The organism is Paraburkholderia azotifigens (assembly GCF_007995085.1).
Classification (GTDB): Bacteria; Pseudomonadota; Gammaproteobacteria; order Burkholderiales; family Burkholderiaceae; genus Paraburkholderia; species Paraburkholderia azotifigens.
Genome location: NZ_VOQS01000003.1, coordinates 2,931,071 through 2,948,204 on the forward strand (window position 1 = coordinate 2,931,071; position 17,134 = coordinate 2,948,204).

Annotated in this window: 15 protein-coding genes and 1 pseudogene; all 16 read right to left on the minus strand. The window is 63.6% G+C overall.

Features of this window, described 5'->3' with window-relative positions:
- Positions 1-68: 68 nt before the first annotated feature.
- The gene (locus FRZ40_RS30325) at positions 69-821 is read right to left on the minus strand and encodes a DotU family type IV/VI secretion system protein (RefSeq protein WP_147236572.1); all 753 of its coding nucleotides are present in this window, start codon (positions 819-821) and stop codon (positions 69-71) included.
- Between the two features lie 85 nt (positions 822-906).
- Positions 907-2,241, minus strand: a complete 1,335-nt coding sequence (gene tssK, locus FRZ40_RS30330; protein WP_028368613.1) for a type VI secretion system baseplate subunit TssK — start codon at positions 2,239-2,241, stop codon at positions 907-909.
- On the minus strand, positions 2,238-2,762 hold the full coding sequence (locus FRZ40_RS30335) for a hypothetical protein (RefSeq protein ID WP_028368612.1): 525 nt from the start codon (positions 2,760-2,762) through the stop codon (positions 2,238-2,240). The genes tssK and FRZ40_RS30335 overlap by 4 nt, the downstream gene beginning before the upstream one ends.
- Positions 2,759-4,186, minus strand: a complete 1,428-nt coding sequence (locus FRZ40_RS30340) for a dicarboxylate/amino acid:cation symporter (protein WP_028368611.1) — start codon at positions 4,184-4,186, stop codon at positions 2,759-2,761. Before FRZ40_RS30340 ends, FRZ40_RS30335 begins: the two co-directional genes overlap by 4 nt.
- Complete coding sequence (gene cuyB, locus FRZ40_RS30345; protein ID WP_147236573.1) at positions 4,183-4,884, minus strand: cysteate racemase; 702 nt, start codon at positions 4,882-4,884, stop codon at positions 4,183-4,185. Before cuyB ends, FRZ40_RS30340 begins: the two co-directional genes overlap by 4 nt.
- A 9-nt stretch (positions 4,885-4,893) precedes the next feature.
- The gene (locus tag FRZ40_RS30350; RefSeq protein ID WP_028368609.1) at positions 4,894-6,168 is read right to left on the minus strand and encodes a dicarboxylate/amino acid:cation symporter; all 1,275 of its coding nucleotides are present in this window, start codon (positions 6,166-6,168) and stop codon (positions 4,894-4,896) included.
- 32 nt (positions 6,169-6,200) lie between these two features.
- Positions 6,201-7,117, minus strand: a pseudogene (locus FRZ40_RS30355) (substrate-binding periplasmic protein).
- A gap of 76 nt (positions 7,118-7,193) precedes the next feature.
- Positions 7,194-7,448: a hypothetical protein gene (locus tag FRZ40_RS30360; RefSeq protein ID WP_028368607.1), complete on the minus strand. Its 255-nt coding sequence runs from the start codon at positions 7,446-7,448 to the stop codon at positions 7,194-7,196.
- Between the two features lie 13 nt (positions 7,449-7,461).
- Positions 7,462-7,848: a DUF4280 domain-containing protein gene (locus FRZ40_RS30365; RefSeq protein WP_028368606.1), complete on the minus strand. Its 387-nt coding sequence runs from the start codon at positions 7,846-7,848 to the stop codon at positions 7,462-7,464.
- A gap of 21 nt (positions 7,849-7,869) precedes the next feature.
- Positions 7,870-8,592, minus strand: a complete 723-nt coding sequence (locus FRZ40_RS30370) for a toxin-antitoxin system YwqK family antitoxin (RefSeq protein WP_147236574.1) — start codon at positions 8,590-8,592, stop codon at positions 7,870-7,872.
- 8 nt (positions 8,593-8,600) lie between these two features.
- Positions 8,601-10,526 carry a type VI secretion system tip protein TssI/VgrG gene (gene tssI, locus FRZ40_RS30375; RefSeq protein ID WP_147236575.1) on the minus strand — a complete coding sequence of 642 codons (1,926 nt, stop codon included), beginning with the start codon at positions 10,524-10,526 and terminating at the stop codon, positions 8,601-8,603.
- 4 nt (positions 10,527-10,530) lie between these two features.
- Positions 10,531-13,254, minus strand: a complete 2,724-nt coding sequence (tssH, locus tag FRZ40_RS30380) for a type VI secretion system ATPase TssH (RefSeq protein WP_147236576.1) — start codon at positions 13,252-13,254, stop codon at positions 10,531-10,533.
- An 11-nt stretch (positions 13,255-13,265) separates the two neighbouring features.
- On the minus strand, positions 13,266-14,408 hold the full coding sequence (gene tssG, locus FRZ40_RS30385) for a type VI secretion system baseplate subunit TssG (RefSeq protein ID WP_147236577.1): 1,143 nt from the start codon (positions 14,406-14,408) through the stop codon (positions 13,266-13,268).
- A complete protein-coding gene (tssF, locus tag FRZ40_RS30390; protein ID WP_147236578.1) occupies positions 14,363-16,120 on the minus strand; it encodes a type VI secretion system baseplate subunit TssF in 1,758 nt (585 codons plus the stop codon). The genes tssG and tssF overlap by 46 nt, the downstream gene beginning before the upstream one ends.
- 1 nt (position 16,121) lies before the next feature.
- Positions 16,122-16,577, minus strand: a complete 456-nt coding sequence (gene tssE, locus FRZ40_RS30395) for a type VI secretion system baseplate subunit TssE (RefSeq protein WP_147236579.1) — start codon at positions 16,575-16,577, stop codon at positions 16,122-16,124.
- A 67-nt stretch (positions 16,578-16,644) separates the two neighbouring features.
- Positions 16,645-17,133, minus strand: a complete 489-nt coding sequence (locus FRZ40_RS30400; protein WP_028368599.1) for an Hcp family type VI secretion system effector — start codon at positions 17,131-17,133, stop codon at positions 16,645-16,647.
- Position 17,134: the final 1 nt, after the last annotated feature.

Below are 17,134 nucleotides of genomic sequence, written 5' to 3' on the forward strand. Positions count from 1 at the left end.
CCGGCATCCACGCGAGTGCATCGAAAGCATGGCGGCAGGCCCGACAGCTGGCGTAAAACAGCGAACATTCATGAACTTCTCCCCGTCACCGGGTCGGCATGCAGCGCGTCGCGTACGGGCCACGACTGCCACAACCACAGCATTTCGGAAATCGCCAGCAGCGACACGGCGGCGAGCATCAGAATCACAGTCCAGCGGCTCACGGTCGGCAGCTTGCGCGGTGCAACGTGCGACAGGGTGTTCCCATAAGCCGCCTCGGACAACACGCGCTCACGCCCGCCGAGGTCCGGGCGACGCTGATAGACGAACTCATAAAGTTCCTCGCGATAGCTGCGCAGACGCGCCGCCGCGTCGGTATCGCGAAAGCGCCCCTGGAAGCCCATCGCCAGTGCGAACAGATAAAGCCGCGCGAGGTTGCGGTCCGACGGTTCGCGGTCCGACAGCAGTTGCTCGATGCGACGGAAAATCTGGTCGCCCGCGACGTTGGTGCGAAAGAGCGTCGATTCGAGCAGATAGCCCGTCCAGCGATCTCGCCCGGACCACTGAGAATTCAGCAGTATTTCGTCGGCGAGGACCGCTTTCAGATAGCGGGCGTCGGCGATCGTCTCCATCTCGAAGCGCGTGCTGTCACGCCGCGACTGCAGCGTCTGGATTTCGAGCAGATCGAGCAGATGACGACTCATGCTCTGCGCGGCGAGGTCCGGGTCGGCATCGGGCAACTCGGAAAATCGCGTCTGCGCCCTGACGAGTTCGTCGAGAAACGTGCGGAACTGTTCCGTCACGAGATCGCCTTCTTCGGGTTCGGGTCGGTTGCGTGCCATGCTCAGGTTGCCTTGATCGTTGCCTGCGTGTGCGTGTGCGTGCACGTGTGCGGGGTCGCTATCGTGATTGCCGTCATTTCGCGCGTCATCCCTTGACGAACAGCAGCATTTCCTGCGGTCGCTGCGCACTTGCGCCCTCGTTCGGGTTGCCGATCACCAGCAGCTCGCTCGCCAGCACCAGCGCGTGCTCGGCTTGAACCTCGAACAGCAGGTAGCCCGAACCCGAACGCAATCCGAGATCCTCGGCGTAGTCGATGCCGCGCCGCGCGGCGCCCAGCACGCGGCGGCTGCGCAACGACGCATAGACCGACTGGGAGCCGATAACGGCGCCGTCCATCCACGCCAGCAGATCGCGATCCGACTGGCCGCGCAGACCGACCACGAGGCGCTCGCCGATCCAGTCCGGATGCAGCGAGATTTCGAACGCGCCGTGCCGGAATTCGAACTTGTGCTCGCGGTACTCTTCGTTGACTTCCGACATCGACTCGCGCAGCGAGCGCAACAGCGGCGTGAATACCGAAAGCGGATCGGCGTGATCGTAGTCGGCAGGCACGGGCGGCAGGCCGCCGGGCTTGAGCATCGCCAGCGACCCGTTGAGCGACGCCAGCGACAGATACAGCGAGAGCGGATGAAGATGCGGCGTGCGCAGCGTTGCTTCGGCGAGCGGCAATGCGCTCAGCAGGCTGCGCAGGCGGTCCTTGAGTTCCAGCTGCGTCAGCCGGTCGTCGACTTTCGACGAGGGATTCGCGGTCTGCCGCGCAACGAAAGCAGCCTTGCCGCGCAGTTGCCCGAGCAGGGACGCCACGCTGGTCCAGAGCGGATTGTCGCGCGCCACCTCCAGCAGCGGCGGCAGATGCTCGCCGAGCCGCACCACCTCGTTGTCCTTGTACAGCGAGCCAAGCCGCAGATACACGTGCATCGCCGAGGGCAGTTCGCCCGCCGCGAGCGCGAGATTGGGCATTAGTCGCGGGATATCGGCGGGCGGCGCATCGGAAACCTGATCCTCGACCGGCGCGCTCGCACTCGAACGGAAGCGCTTGATCTGCGCACTACGGCGCATCGTGGCCGCAACAGGCAACACCAGATAGAAATCGATCGGACCATTCGAGAGGGCTGCCGCGAACGGTTCGAGCGACAGTTCAAGGCGCCCCGCGCCTTCCGCTTCCGCGTGATAGGTGACGGCCGTGCCATCGGGCATGATCGCGTCGAGTTCGAGCACACGCAGCAAACCTGCGGGCAGCAGGCCGTGGTCAAATACCAGGCGCCGCACGCCCCAGCTGAACGGCGCCGCTGCAAGCGTCTGCCACGCAACCAGTGAATCGATTCGCGATGCCATCTGCTGAAAATGCTGCGGCGAGAGCAACATGCCCTCGAACCATTCGATACGGTCGGTCACCGCCATGTTGGCGTCATGCATCATTTCGCATCCAGAACGGAAAAGTTGGTGCCTTCGAGCTGCACCACCATGTGGCCGCTGAAGTGTTCGATCCGCACGCGATGCGCGCCCGGGCCTTCGTAATTGGCAAAGACAAATGCGCCGGCAACACGCGGCCCGGCCAGGTCATCCCCATTCACCTCGACGCGCTGGCCCGGCACGATCTCCCAGCCGCGATACCGCAGATTCTTCGGGTAGGTGCTGACGAGATCGTTTCGACCCGCGAACCATTTCGAGGCCGGCATTTCGGCAATGCGGGCAAGTAACGCGTCATCGCTGACGAGAACGATGTCCACGGCGACGGCGCTGTTGTTGTTCACTTCGTCGCTGGCGCTCAACGTCACTTGCGACCATTTCGCTTTCTCACCGCTCATCCCGAGGACGCTGCATCCTCCGAGCGCACCCGCAACGCACACCGCTGCGAGGAGCCCCGTCGTCCCCTTCATCAGCCGCCTGCATGAGCGTGTCCAGTCGCGCGTGAATACGCGCATCCCACCGTTGATCATCTCGCTCCCACTCCAATTCCCATCACCACGATCAGCGACGCCACCATCACGACGCAGCCCGCGGCAAGCACAAGCTGTCCGCGCGTGAAAGTGAAGCGCAACACCGGGTTCAATTCGACGACTGCACCTCGCGTGTCGACGGCGGCCACCCGTTCCGACGGCAGACCTGCCGAGACCAGTGCGATCACCGTACACACCGAAAGCAGGCTCAACACGTTGCGCGGTCCCTCACAGATCAGATCGACCGTGACGAGAAGGATGCCTGCGGCCTCGACGGGCAGATTGAGCAGTGACAGCACCAGCCCCGTATATCCGACGGTTGCGACACCGTTCTGCCCGGCCGAAACAAATGCGGCAATCACAGATGCGCCGCAGATCACCACGATTTCACCCGGGCCAAGCGGCCGTTCGTAGAGGTTGGCGACAAACACCGTCGCCAGCGTGTAATACAGCGCCGAGCCCGCGCGAACGAAAACCGACCCGAACGGTACGACCAGTTCCACGACACCGCGACTGAAACCGAGGCGCTCGCTCATCGCTTCGATGGTATGGGGAATGGGTGCCGTTGCGCTGCCCGATGTGAACCCGATCAAAAGCGGTGCCTTCAGGCTGCCGAGCACGCGCAAGAACGGCTGCCCCGCTCGCGCGGCGATCGTGCCGATCGCGACGGCCGAAAGCACGATAGAGGAAACGGCGAAGCACAGCAGCAGCCCGCTCATCGCATCGAGCGTGGCGCTTTGCGTGTGCGAAGTCAGATTGGCAGCGACGCCCAGCACCAGGACCGGGATCAGCAGGTTCGCATGCGCAATGATCGTTTCGAGCGAGCGATAGACGCCCTCGAACACATTGCTCAGCATCTTCGTCTTCTCGCGCGAAAGTGCGGCGAACGCCATGCCGAACAGGAGCGTGCCCGTCAGGATACCGAGGGATCGCCCGTCCGCAAGCGCACGGTAGAAATTGTCGGGGAAAATCTCGGCGATGCTGAGCACGCCAGTCGCTGCTTCATCGCTACCGCCGCCGTGATCGAACAACGTCACGCGCACTTCTTCCGCATCGCTGGCGCTCTTGAGCACGAGTTCGCCAAGGTGCGCATGCGCGGCGGCGGACAGGTGCGCGCCCGGCATGATGAGCACGCCCAGCAGCGTCCCGACGATTGCGCTGACCACCACGAGCCCAAGCGCAAGACCGACGATCGTGCCAACGCGCGTGCGCGGCTTCGGCAAGGCGATAACCTGCCGAAGGCCGAAGAATGTCGCCACGACCAGCAGCGGGATCGCTGCCATGTTGACCACCGAAAGATACAACTGGCCGACGAAATACGCGAATTGTCCAACGGGCTCGGCGAACACGCCGCACAGGCCGCCCACCGCCAGGCAGATGATAAGGCCGAGCGTGCTGTGCGAGAGCGTACGAAGCGTTCTCATTGCGGGCGATTCCAGCCACGCTCGCACGCGTATTTGACAGTTGCACGTGCCAGTTCGAGCGAGCTATCGATCAGCTCGACTGGCGATGCGGCGATTCGCTGCGCTGCCAGCGGGATTTCCGTACAGGCCATCAGCGCCATCGTTACGCCTAGTTCCGCGAGCATCGCGAGAGCGGTCTCGAGGTGGGCCGCAGCGGAATCGAGATCTCCTGACTTGACTTCGTCGATGCAGGCAGCGACGAGCGCTTGCATCGCATCGTCCGGGGTGACGGGTTCGATGTCACGCTCAGCGAGCGCACGCTGATAGAAACCGGACACCAGCGCGCCGCCCGTCGCGAGCACCGCGACACGTCGTGCAGTGGGTGGCACTGCGGCTACGCAGATTTCGGCGATATTCAGCACGGGAGCGGCACTGTGCGCACGGATCTGCGCATACCAGTGATGCGCCGAATTGCATGGAATCGCGATCAACCCGACACTGTTCCTGTTCAGCATGTCGATGCCTGCGAGCAGCGCCGGCAGGGGATCGGCACCATCGTCGAGAATCGCGCTCGAACGGTCTTCGATGTGCGGAAGGTTCGCCACCAGGAGCGGCAGATGCTCCTGGTCGCGGCTCGCTTGCGTCAGTCGCACGACCTTGTCCATGAAGTCCACGGTCGCTAGCGGCCCCATGCCGCCCAGAATGCCGATGAGTGCCATGGCGGGGTCCTAGATCTTCAGCGGACGAGGACAGATGACGGACACGGCGGCGGCATTGCCGATCACGAGAATCAGCGTGCGCAACATGTCGCAAATGGGATCCACTGCAAGAAACAGAATGAATGCCGCCTCGAACGGCAGCCGCAGATAGGAGCACGTCATGCCCACCAGCGAGACGGTCACGAGTCCAGTCATGCCAGCGGAGGCGAACCCCGCCAGCACCGACGCGAGCAGGACGGTGACGACCTCGACCACGCCGAGCGAATGGCCGTACAGCTGGGCGATAAAGAGCGTCGCGCACACGTAGTAGACCATCGGGCCGACGCGCAACAGCGAGATCGTCAGCGGCACGAGCAGTTCGACGCGCGAACGGGCGAAGCCGAGGTTATCGACGAGACTTTCGATCATGCTCGGCATGCACGCCGCGCTGTTGCGGGTAGCGAGCGCGAGTGCAAAGGGCGCGCGCAATGCGTCCAGCGTCTTGCCGAGGCTGTGCGTCGAACGCTTCCAGATGATGACGGCTGCAAGCACCAGCAGTAGCGCCGAGGTAATGAAAAACGCCAGCACAAACTGGAGCATCGCGTGCAGCGGACCGACACCCGACTTGCCCAGTTGTGCCGCGCTCATGCAGAACAGAATGAGCGGCAGCGCGTAGCTCAGCCAGTGCATCAGCTTCTGGCAAGCGTGGTAGATCGTTTCCAGCGACTGGCTGAGCCCCACGGAAATGCGCTCCGGCACCCGCCCCACGGCAAGGCCGAACAGCAGCGCGAAGACCAGCGCCTTCAGTGCGTCACCGTTGGCGAGCGCAGCGAAAATGTTGGTCGGCACGAGGCTGGTCAGCACATCGGAGAAATTGAGCGTCTTTTGCGGCAGGTCGGCGCCATAGAGGTTCATCACCGTGTCGCTCGACGAACTGTCGCTGCCCACCATCAGGCCGAACGTCTGCATCGTGGCCGTCGAGATGTTCGCGCCGGGATGCATGATCAGCAGCACGATCGCGCCAACAACCGCAACCGTTACCGATGCGCCGAGAAACACCGTGACCACACGCATCAGCAGACGCGAGGTGCCACCATCGCGAAAGAGTCGCTGCAGGCTGAAGATGACTGCCGAGATCATGAACGGCAAGGTCGTCATCTTCAACAGATCGACGTAGATGTCGCCAAGAAAGCCGAGCTTCTGGGACGCCTCGGGTGCGAACAGCCCGAAAGCGCCGCCGAGTGCCAGACTGCCGATGACGACCCACGGGTTGAGCACGAATGCATAGATCCTGCTGGAGTTCATTGTTCTGGTCTCTTTTTTTCGCGCTGTATGAATTAGTGATCGGCGGCTTGCAGGACAGTGCTGACGTCCAGCTTCGTGCTGCGATCAGCAAGGAACTGGTTGACGAACGAAAGCAGCGCCGGCTCGTTTACGTTGACGCCAATGGCAAGCGTGTCTTCGAGATCCTGAAGCGTCACGACGCGCAACCGCAGCGACGCCGTGGGGTCGACCTTGAGTACCCGCTTCACTTCGAATTCGTCGCGATACGCAGCGGTGACATCCCCTGCATTGAGGGCCTTGAGCACATCCTCCCAGGTCGCGTAGCTACGCACCTGCGCGTGCGGGAAGTTGTTGACCACGTAGCCCGCGTATGACGAATTCGCCACCACGCCGATGGTGCTGTCATATGAGCGCACCACTTCCGGAACGGATCGGCCGTGCGCGAGTTGCGCGAACTTCACGCGGTTGAGCAGCAGCGCGCGTTTCAGGCGCAAATACGGTGTGCTGAAAGCGATCACCGTCGCGCGGGACAACGTACGCGAGAGCTTGCTGACTGCGATATCGGCCTGCCCTTTCGCGAGCAGGCTCACCGTGTCGTCGAACGTGTGTGCGTCACGATTGAATCGCACCTTGACGTGGAGCTTCGCCGCCATCTCGCGAGCAAGATCGATGTCGAGCCCTGTGAGCTTGCCGTCGTGCTCCTCAAAGAACGGCGGCTGATCGACAGAGAGGACGGCAACCACGAGTTCCCCCGGCCGATGATGCGCGCGAACTCGGGCGCAAGCAGGCGGCCATCCGGCATCTGCACGAGCCCGGTCGACGTGACAACGGGTGCGCTGGCCGGAGCCGCCGCGGCGGGCGCGCCAACCGGCTGAGGCGTGACAGCAAATGCGCTTTGAGCAGTCACGCCTGCAGCCAGCAACGCAACCCCCGTGAGGCAGTTGCCAAGCGCGCGCCGAAAACCATGCATCACGGTTCGCACATGCACGCGGCGTGCGTCTTTGCGGACGGGGGTGAGAAGAGAACGCGACATGAAGTTACCGGTTTCAAAGAGTCGAAGAAGCGGGAAGCGCGGCCATGTCGGCGGCAGCCGGCGATGACGGTTGCGCGACGGCGGCGGCCGGTGCGGCGACGGGCGGCGACACGCGCGCGTCCTGGGCAGCCGTTTCCGACGTAGGCGACGAATGATTCATGCGCGCGCCGATTTCCACACCCAGCAGAAACAGAAGCACGCACAGCAGGACTGCACAGGTGATGGCAATCGTCACCATCCGCGAAGTCATCGAAAAAACGTATTGCATGGTTCCCTCGCGTTCAGGCGGTCATCGTGGTGAACTGCGCCGGCGCGACGACCTGAATCACACCACCCCACGCGCAGGTCAGCTTCGACGAGTTCTGCAGCGCCGGCATCGATCCGATCAGCACCGTCGGCGAGCCGGGCGCCCACGGGGCGGGCGTAACGGGGATGCACGGCATCGGCGTGAGCGCGCCCAGGGCGGCGGCCGTCGCCGCGGCCACCATGGGGTTGGCCATCGAACTGCATTGCCCGAAGGGCATGATGTTGACCATCGGCGCGCAGTCCATGATGGTGGCCGCCGGCGCGCCGCACATCACCCGGTTGGCGGGCAGCACCTGCAATGCCGACGGCGCGACGCCGAAACTGCATTGCAGCGTGGTGCCCGAAGTAACCTGAATCCCCATATCTGCCTCTTGCCTCTGCCTTTATCCCCTGACCCACTTTTCCAGATTCTTGACAAGGCGGGGTCCGCGCGCACCGCCCGCCTGCGGCGTGCCCGTATCCGGTGCGCGCCACTCGCCTTGCGGCTTGCCCTGCCGGTAGAGCCGTTCCTGCATCACCGTGCCGTCCGGTGCAAAGCGGCGCACGGTGCCATGCAGCAGGTCCGCCTGATAGGGCGAACTCTGAACCAGGTCTCCGTTGTCGGCATATTCGTGCGTCTCCCCTTCGAGCTTGCCCCTGCTGTAGCGCGCACGCTTGACCACGACGCCGTCGTGCATGAACACGGCTTCGCGCTCCAGCTTTCCCGCCTCGTACGTCATCTGCGACGTGACGAGCCCCGAAGGCGCATAAGTCGCGCTCTCGCCGTGCAGCAACCCGCTCACATAGTGATTACGGCTCGCGAGACGCCCGGCTTGATACAAAGATGTCACGCCGTCGAGCTTGCCCTTGCGATACTGAGCCTCCTGCACCAGTTGGCCTTGCCCGTCGAAAATGCGCAGGCTGCCGTCGAGCTGGCCATGCACATAATTCGCGCGCGAGAGAGCCGTCCCGTTGGGCGCATAACTCACCGTTTCGCCGTGCGGCACGCCATGAGCGAGCGACGCGCGGTTGACCAGGTTGCCGTCCGCGTCACGCGTCTCGACCAGGACGGTTTCGACCTCGTCCGCACCGGGCGGCAAACTGGCAGCAAGGGTTGGCGTTGACATGAGCGTTTTCAGTTGAGCTGGACGATGCCGCCCTTCAGAGCGAGCTGACCACCGCCGTCGACCGTCTGCGTGGCCGAGGCTTTGTGCGAAACCGTCATGCCTTCGGTGCTGAGCGTCGTGCCTGCCTTGCTCGCGTGCGACGTACCCGCTTCGCTCGCCAGCGACGTCCCCGCCTTGATGCTGATCGAGCCGATGACTTCGATCACGAGGTTGCCGCCCACTTTCAACGTATAGTTGCCGTCGATCTTGTGCGTGTGATCACCGCTGATGTTGTGCGTGAATGCCGCGTGGTTCGTGTGGGTTTCGTCGCCCGTCACATCGACGGTGCGCGTGCCCTTGACGGTATGCGTCTCCTTGCCCTCGCTGACCTCGATACTGCGATCGCCCTTCTGCACCACGTGCGTCTCCGCGCCCGCCTTGACCGTGGTTGAAAGCGCGTTTTCGATCTCGACTGTCATGTCCTTCTGCGCATGGACGTAAAGCTCCTCGGAATTGAGCTTGTCTTCCATGCGGATTTCATTGCCGGCCGTGCCGCCTTTCGACGAACGGGAGCGAATCACGCTTTGCGTCTGCATCGACGGCAAGGTCACCGGCACCGCGTTGGTGCCGTTGTACACACAGCCCGTCACGAGCGGGCGGTCGGGATCGCCGTCGACGTAGCTGACCACGACCTCTTCGCCTATGCGCGGCAGAAACAGATGTCCCCAGCCCGGTCCCGCCGATGCCTGCGCGACGCGAACCCAGCACGAACTGTTCTGATCGGCATCGGGCGTGCGATCCCAGTAGAACTTGAGCTTGATGCGCCCTTGGGCGTCGGTCCAGATTTCCTCGTCCGATGGGCCGACCACTTTCGCCGTATGCGTGCCCGATACGACGGGCCTCGGCGTCACGAGCGGCGCGCGAAACGGCACGGTGGCGGGAAAGACGTCGAACTCGTTGCCATACATCAGGTTCGAGGCCGTGTGGCGCACGGCACGCACGACATAGCTGACATTGAGCGAGCTGTCGGGATGGCCGCTCAACGTGAAGGTCGTGCCTGCCGTGAGGCCGTAGTAGCCGCCTTCGCCGTGCCCCGTCTGCTGCGCGACGTTGTGCGCCTGGAGAAGCGTTCCGGCGATCTGGTCGCCGTGCGACGCGGCGACGTATTTGCCGGGGAATGTGAAGCGCGACCCGGTCGGAATGCTCGACGTGCCTTTCGACGACGACAGCAACGTGGCCGCCTGCGTGTAGTCGTAATCGCTGACGATATGCTCGCCTGCCACTACGCCGCGCGACATTTCGAATGCGCTCAGTCGCTGCACCTGGGGACCGATGCTCGAATCGGGTGCGAAATAGAGCGTCCCCGCCGTCGTCGCATCATGTGCGGATGGATCGTCCGCCAGCACCATCGTGTGCGCGCCGTCCGCGAAGGAGAAGAAGTAGAAGATCCCTTCCTCTTCCATCAGGCGCGAGATGAACCGGAACGCGCTCTCGTCGTACTGGACGCAATACTCGCGCACCAGATAGTTGCCAGCGTGCTTCGTGCGGTCCTCGAAGGTCACGCCAAAGGTGCCCAGCACCTGCTTGATGATGTCGAGCGCGCTCTGGTTTTGCCAGATGACGCGATCCTGACCGAGTGTCAGCAACCACAGACGCGGCGCCAGTTCGGCGGAATAGAAACCGTACTGCACGTCTGCGCCCGAATGCGCGAAACGCGTGACGATGCCATTGAAATAGCGCGTGGCGCCCGAGTGATCTTTCAGCGTCACCGTCACACTCTTGCCCACGATCTGCTGCGTGTCGAGCGCCTTGTTGGTCGAACGCATGCGCAGATCGAAGTGGTACAGCTCCGATATGGCTTCACGTCCGCCGAAACCATCGAGCAGCAGCACATCCGTCCCGAACGGTGTCGAGACGGAGGCAAAGCAGTTCGCCTGGCTGGGCACGGTGGACATGCGCTTACGCCTCCTTCGGCAGGAAGCGGAATTCGATGTCGCCCGTCGCGCCCAGCGCGAGATGCACGCCACCGAACGGCTCCGAAATCGAAATCCTCTCCAGCACCTGGCGCGCCAGTTCCGGCAGGACCGATTGCGTGAGAATGTGGTCGACATTGCGCGCGCCGCTGTCCACTTCCTTGCAGCGCTGTGCGATCAGCGTGGCAAGGTCCGCGTCCCACGTCAGCTGCGCGAGATGGTTGCGGGTAAAGCGCTGCGCGAGCCGTTCAAGCTTCAGATTGACGATCGCGTTGATCTGCGCGTCGCCGAGGTGGTAGTACGGCACGAGCACGAGCCGCCCGAGAAACGCCGGACTGAACTGCCTGAGCAGGGCCGGACGCAGCTTCTCGATCAACTCTTCGGGCGACGGCCGGCGGCCTCCACGTGAGGCTTCCGTGATCACGTCCTGCGCCGCGTTCGATGTAAGCAGGATCAGCGTGTTCTTGAAGTCGATGGGGACGCCCTCGCCGTCCTCCATCACGCCCTTGTCGAACACCTGGAAGAATAGCTCCAGCACGTCCGGGTGGGCCTTCTCCATTTCGTCGAGCAGCACCACGCTGTACGGGCGGCGGCGCACCGCTTCCGTCAGCACGCCGCCACGGCCGTAACCGACATATCCCGGCGGCGCGCCCTTCAGTCCCGAGACGCTATGCGCCTCCTGGAACTCGGACATATTCACCGTGATCATGTTGCGCTCGCCTCCGTACAGCAGATCCGCAAGCGCAAATGCCGTCTCGGTCTTGCCGACACCGCTCGGCCCAACGAGCAGGAAGACGCCCACCGGTTTGCCTGGATCGTCGAGGTCGGCGCGGAACGTACGCACACGGCGCGCGATCGCGTCGAGCGCTTCGTCCTGGCCGACTACGCGTTCGGCAAGCTTGTCCTGAAGGTAAAGCACCGTATGCAGTTCGTCGGCGAGCATCCGGCCGACGGGAATGCCCGTCCATCCGGATATCACCTTCGCGACCGTTTCCGAATCGACGCATACAGGGACCATCGGCTCGTCGTTTTGCACGGCTTCGAGCCCCTTCTCCAGCCGCGACAGATTCGCTGTCAGCGACTCACCCTCTTCGGGCTCGCCCGCACCGCTTTGATCCGCCAGATAGCCGCGAATTTTCTTGCGCCAGGCGAGCACCTCTTCCACCGCGCGCTTTTCCGTCGAGAGCTTTTCGGTAAGACGCGAATGCTGCGCGCGCTCGTCTTCGAGCTGCTTCGTGATGGCAGCGATAGCGTCGGCACGCTCGGCGCCCATCGCAGCTTCGTGACGCGCGATCCGAAGCTGGTTTTCCGCGGTATCGAGCGAGCGGCCCAGCGCTTCGATCTCTTCGGGCAACCCGTTCTGGCCGATCGCGACGCGCGCGCAGGCCGTGTCGAGCACGCTGATCGCCTTGTCCGGCAACTGCCGCCCGGAGATGTAGCGATGCGAGAGCTTCACGGCATCGCGCACGGCTTCGTCGAGAATCTCGACCCCGTGATGCTCTTCGAGCTTCTGCACCATGCCGCGCAGCATCTCAATCGCGACGGGTTCGCTCGGCTCCTCGACCTTGACGACCTGGAAGCGTCGCGCCAGCGCCGGATCGCGCTCCACGTACTTCTTGTACTCGGCCCAGGTCGTAGCGGCAATCGTGCGCAGTTCGCCGCGCGCGAGCGCCGGCTTGAGCAGGTTGGCCGCATCGCCCTGACCTTCGCTGCCGCCGGCACCAATAAGCTGATGCGCTTCGTCGATGAAAAGAATCACCGGCACAGCCGACGACTTCACTTCCGCGATCACCGACTTGAGCCGGTTCTCGAACTCGCCCTTCACACCCGCGCCTGCCTGCAACAGCGCAAGATCGAGCGAACGGACGGACACGTTGGTCAGCGCGGGCGGCACGTCGCCTTGCACGATACGCTGCGCGAAGCCTTCGACGACAGCCGTTTTGCCGACACCCGCCTCGCCCGTCAGGATCGGGTTGTTCTGACGGCGGCGCAGCAACACGTCGATCAGTTGCCGGATCTCGGCGTCGCGCCCGCGAATTGGGTCGATGTTGCCTTCGCGCGCAAGGCCTGTGAGGTCGACGGTGTATTGATCGAGCGCGGTCTTGCGGCCCTGGTTCGCGCCGCCCTGCGCCATGGAAGGCATCGCCGCTTGCGCTTGCGGCGCGGCAGCGGGCGTTGCATTGGCGTGTCCTGCTTCCGACGTTGCCGGCGAACCCGCCTGCGCGCCGCCTGCATCTTCAGCCGAACCTGCCAGCATGGCACCCAGGCGCTCGCGCAAGCTCGCACGCGGAATGTTCAGCAACGCCGGCGCGGATTCGAGCAGCATGCCGCGCAGACTGTCCACCTCGAGCAGTGCCAGCACGAGCGTGCCGGATCGGATCTGCTGTTCGCCGAGCAACATCGAACTCAGCAGCCACGCTTCCTGGAAAAGCGGAGAAAAATTCGGCGACAGCGCGGGCGTGCGTCCATTGCCGCGCTTGAACAGATCGACGGCCTTCTGTAGTTGCGCGGTGAGCGTTTCAGGTTTGATTCCGAAGTGCGCGAGAATCGCGCGCAGGTCCGGCGCATCGGATTCGAGCAGCGTCAACAGAAGATGTTCGACGTCGACGTTGTAATGCGTCTGACGCACGCACAGTTGCGCCGCCTGCTCCATCGCAAGCTTGCATTCCGGGTTGAGCCGGCTTAACAGGGTTCGGATATCGATGTCCATGCGCGTTGTTCTCAGAGATTCATCGGCGCGGGCACAGCGGCTTCGCGCATGGCGAGGCGCACCGGCTTCGGCGTGTGAGTGTCGTTATTCGTGCCGCCCAGCCAGGAGGTCCATCCGAGCCGCGCCGCGCGCAATCCGCCCGCCGCGCAATCGACGCGTTGCGGCACGAGATGCAGCACGAACTGCACGTCGAAGTCCTGCTGCAGATACGACCTGATGAGCCACGCGGCCATCGCGTGATCTCGGCCACCGGGCAGCAACGCTTCGAAGCGCGCCTTCGTCAGTTCGGGAAACTCGATGCAGATGCCATTCGCTTCGTCCCACGTGCGGCGCCCGAGCACCGCAGCGCCGCCCAGACGCGGTGCTCGCGAACCGGCGCGCGCGAGGCGCAGTGAATCGGCGACATCGATCTCGCGCCAGCCGCCGACGAACTGCGCACCGCGCACCTTGAGGCCGAGCCGATCGGCAAGCAGCGTGCACAAGCCCGTCATCGAACGCGGCGCGGCGCCGAGCAGGCCCGCATGGCGCATCCATAGACGTTCGCCGTGCGGGCCGTGATTCGGACCATTCGCGCCCGCGCGCAGCCCGAGGTTGCTCAACGCATCGAGCGCCGCCGCGAGTGCGGAGCCATGCGGCGAACGCCAGTTCAAGCCTGGCGCGTGCTTCTTGCGGCTGCGATAAAGGAACGACAGAAAGCGATGGTTGAAGATATCGAGCAGATCCGCCGTCGCCGTGTCGCGTTGAGCGCGCCGCGCCAGCACCAGCTCCGTATAGGCCATCGGCAGCGGACCGTTCGCCCCTGCCAGCGTGAGTACGGGCGTCGTCACCGTATAGCTGGCGTGCATGTCGTGCGCGCCATGCCGCTCGCGCGATGTTTGCTCGTGTTCGTCCGCGGCATCGACATGCTCGCCATCGGGCGATCCGGCATGTTCCCGTACGCTGCGAATATCGCTCGGCTCGAACGCGAGCGAAACGTGCCCGACGAAGCGCACAGCCTCACCGAGACCGTTGCCGCGTCCAAGCGGCCGCGCCCATGGCGCAGCCCGTTCCAGCAGACTGATCGCCTGGAACAGATCGAAGCTCTGCGGATTCGCCTTGAGACGGGCGATCAGAGCAGCTGCTGGCAGCCCGTCATCGGCTCCCATTGCTTCCATATCTCGTCTCCACGGCGCACGACCAGCCGCACAAAGGAATTGACCGACGTGTACATCGCGAAGAAGCGCGCGAGCACGGCGCCCATCAGCAAAGGCGAGCCGCCGACAAAGGTCTCGGGATCGAACTCGACGGTGACCTCGGTGCCACGGCAGTAGCCGCGCCACGCGTCACTGCCGACATGCGCGGTGACGCTGCGCGCTTCCACGCTGCGGATACCGCGAATCTGGTCCTGCTCGCGCGTGCCATCGGATGCGAAAAGCCGCAGCATCTCCTGCAACTGCGCCCGCCCCGTTGCACCGCTCACCAGCGAGTGATAGTTGAGCGTGAGCAGCGAAATCAGCCGCCACAGTGTCTCGCTGCCGAGCGAAGGACTGCGCTGCGCGGTCGGCTCATAAAGACAGCGCACGCGCGTGTTCTGCGACACCTTCTCGACCATCAGGCGAGCGCCAACGGGCACGTGTTCCGCCAGCCGCCGGTTCGTGCACAGTACGTTCGCGTAGATCACAGGCGTGCCTGGATCGGACTTCGTGTTGGTGGCATCGACGAAACTCAGGAACATGTCCGTGCCGGGCACGTTTTCGCGCAGGCTATGTTCGCGCCGTGCCGACCAGAAAACGGTGCTGGCGTTCGTGTCGACGTGATCGATGGCGGCAAAACCCGGCACCGTTGTCACCCGGTCCGACGACGGGTCCGACGCGACGACAGAAGCGATCGAATGAATTTCTGTCATCGACTCGCGCCGTTGGTCGGCGACGAGCCTGTATTCGTAGTGTCGATGGTCGACGACGATCGGCTCGCTCGTTTGCGAGAACAGATTCATGATGGGCGTGCTGCCAAGCTGAAAATGTTCGGCACGCAGCATCCCGAGGCCGCGCGACGCACGATCGAGATGAAGCACGATCTCGCAGCGGCGCCCTGATCCAAGTCGCCCTTCCAGATGGTGCAGATCGAAGAAATGGAACTTGCGCGGAAAGGCGAAGTACTCCTGCATCAGCGAATAGGCCGGTTGTGCGTTGGGCGGACGCGGCAATACGTCGTCGGCTTCCGCGTAGCCCACTTCGCGCCACGCGCGCGCCGGCAGCAGCGTTGCGGCTGCGCGGCCTTCCGGTCGAACGGAAACATCCGCCACGCCCGACACCAGCAATTCATAAAGCGGCATCGTCACCATCCAGTCGCCGTGGAGGTGGATGCGCAACTGCTTCAGTTCGAGTTCGGAAAAATCCACGCCCGGTGCGCATTCGAGCGTGATGCGCAGCGTCGAATCATCGCCGAACGCGGCGCGACTGATCTTCAGCGGCCACAGCACCGTGTCCCACGCCGTGCGGAAACGGCAGGTTTCGCCCGTTTCCGTACGGGCCTGCAGGCCCGTGTGACGCGGCACCAGAAACCCCGCAGTGACCTTGCCCTGGGCTGGGTCGAGATCGAACTGCGCGACCGTCATCGACGGCACAGGCTGCACGAGCGAAGGACACACGTTGTCGAGCAACGCCGATGCGACCTGCGGAAACTCCTGATCGAGATCGCGGTGAACCCGCGCGGCAAGAAAGGCCGTCGCTTCGATCAACCGCTCCGTGTGCGGGTCGAGCGATTCCGTGCCATGCAGCGCGAGCCGCGATGCAATCTTCGGGTAACGGCGAGCGAAATCGGCACCTTGCACGCGCAGGTACGAGAGTTCGCGCTTGTAGTACTGAAGGATATCGTCGGGCGCCATGTCAGATCTCAGCCGTGCTGCGGACATCGCTGACCGTGTGACTGCCGGCCGCCAGTTCGAAGGCGACGTGCGCGACGTTGTTACCCGAGCGCAATTCTGCGCCGATGGTCAGTACCGCATGCGTCGAGTGATCGGACGGGAACACAAAGCCCACGGTAACGTTGGCGAGACGCGGTTCGAACAGCGTAATCGCGCGCTTGACGACAGCGGCAATGGCGTCCCGGTCCGGACCGGAATGCAACGACCTTTCGGAAAAGTCCGGCACGCCGTAGTCGAGCACGGTGCCGTCGCTCACCGCGAATTGTTCGAACGTCAGGCGCGATCGCGTATTGAGCAATCTGGCAAGCTCGCGCGCAACCGACTCCCGCAGCGCGTCGGCGCTTGAGAGCGGCGCCTCGCCGCTGGCGGCGAGGCGGTCGAACAGTGGCATCGAAGAACCGCTGACGATTGCCGGCATTGCGCGATGACTCCAGGTAACGCTGACTATGAAGCTTTAACGCCGGATGCCGGCGCAACGACGATGATCAGGCCGCCGGAGGCGCCGACACGTTCTTCGACAGATCCCAGCCGAACGAGGCCGTGCCCTTCTTCGTCGAGTCGACGTTCTGCTGCGTGTAGACGGTCGTGATCTTCGAGAAGTTGATCGAGAAGGTGTCCGCCGACTCGCCGCCGCCGCTCGTCACAATCGACGAAATCATCGCGTCGCTCAGCGTGTAGGTGAGCAGCGACATGAACTTGCCATTCTCGTTACGGCCGATCGAAATCGTTGCGTCGCCGAGCTTGGTGCCGGCAGCGCAAGCCGAATACAGCGCCGGCGTGGCCTGATCGGTCGCCTTGCTCAGGCTGAATTCCTGAAAGCTCGGACGGCCCATCGTGCGTTCCGTATTGCCGACGTCGCGGTTCATCGAGATCGACACGCCGATCGAATACGAGTACAGCACGATCTGATCCGTCGCGCCGTCGAGCGTCGAATTGCCCTTGATGTCCTTGATCTTAAGAAGAACGGTATCCATG

Coding starts and splice junctions, on each gene's coding strand:
- tssF (WP_147236578.1), bottom strand. CDS start 16,120: ATGGCGCCCGACGATATCCTTCAGTACTACAAGCGCGAACTCTCGTAC.
- FRZ40_RS30340 (WP_028368611.1), bottom strand. CDS start 4,186: ATGAGAACGCTTCGTACGCTCTCGCACAGCACGCTCGGCCTTATCATC.
- FRZ40_RS30370 (WP_147236574.1), bottom strand. CDS start 8,592: ATGTCAACGCCAACCCTTGCTGCCAGTTTGCCGCCCGGTGCGGACGAG.
- FRZ40_RS30335 (WP_028368612.1), bottom strand. CDS start 2,762: ATGATCAACGGTGGGATGCGCGTATTCACGCGCGACTGGACACGCTCA.
- FRZ40_RS30400 (WP_028368599.1), bottom strand. CDS start 17,133: ATGGATACCGTTCTTCTTAAGATCAAGGACATCAAGGGCAATTCGACG.
- cuyB (WP_147236573.1), bottom strand. CDS start 4,884: ATGGCACTCATCGGCATTCTGGGCGGCATGGGGCCGCTAGCGACCGTG.
- tssK (WP_028368613.1), bottom strand. CDS start 2,241: ATGATGCATGACGCCAACATGGCGGTGACCGACCGTATCGAATGGTTC.
- tssH (WP_147236576.1), bottom strand. CDS start 13,254: ATGGACATCGATATCCGAACCCTGTTAAGCCGGCTCAACCCGGAATGC.
- tssG (WP_147236577.1), bottom strand. CDS start 14,408: ATGGAAGCAATGGGAGCCGATGACGGGCTGCCAGCAGCTGCTCTGATC.
- FRZ40_RS30365 (WP_028368606.1), bottom strand. CDS start 7,848: ATGGGGATTCAGGTTACTTCGGGCACCACGCTGCAATGCAGTTTCGGC.
- tssI (WP_147236575.1), bottom strand. CDS start 10,526: ATGTCCACCGTGCCCAGCCAGGCGAACTGCTTTGCCTCCGTCTCGACA.
- FRZ40_RS30325 (WP_147236572.1), bottom strand. CDS start 821: ATGGCACGCAACCGACCCGAACCCGAAGAAGGCGATCTCGTGACGGAA.
- tssE (WP_147236579.1), bottom strand. CDS start 16,577: ATGCCGGCAATCGTCAGCGGTTCTTCGATGCCACTGTTCGACCGCCTC.
- FRZ40_RS30350 (WP_028368609.1), bottom strand. CDS start 6,168: ATGAACTCCAGCAGGATCTATGCATTCGTGCTCAACCCGTGGGTCGTC.
- FRZ40_RS30360 (WP_028368607.1), bottom strand. CDS start 7,448: ATGCAATACGTTTTTTCGATGACTTCGCGGATGGTGACGATTGCCATC.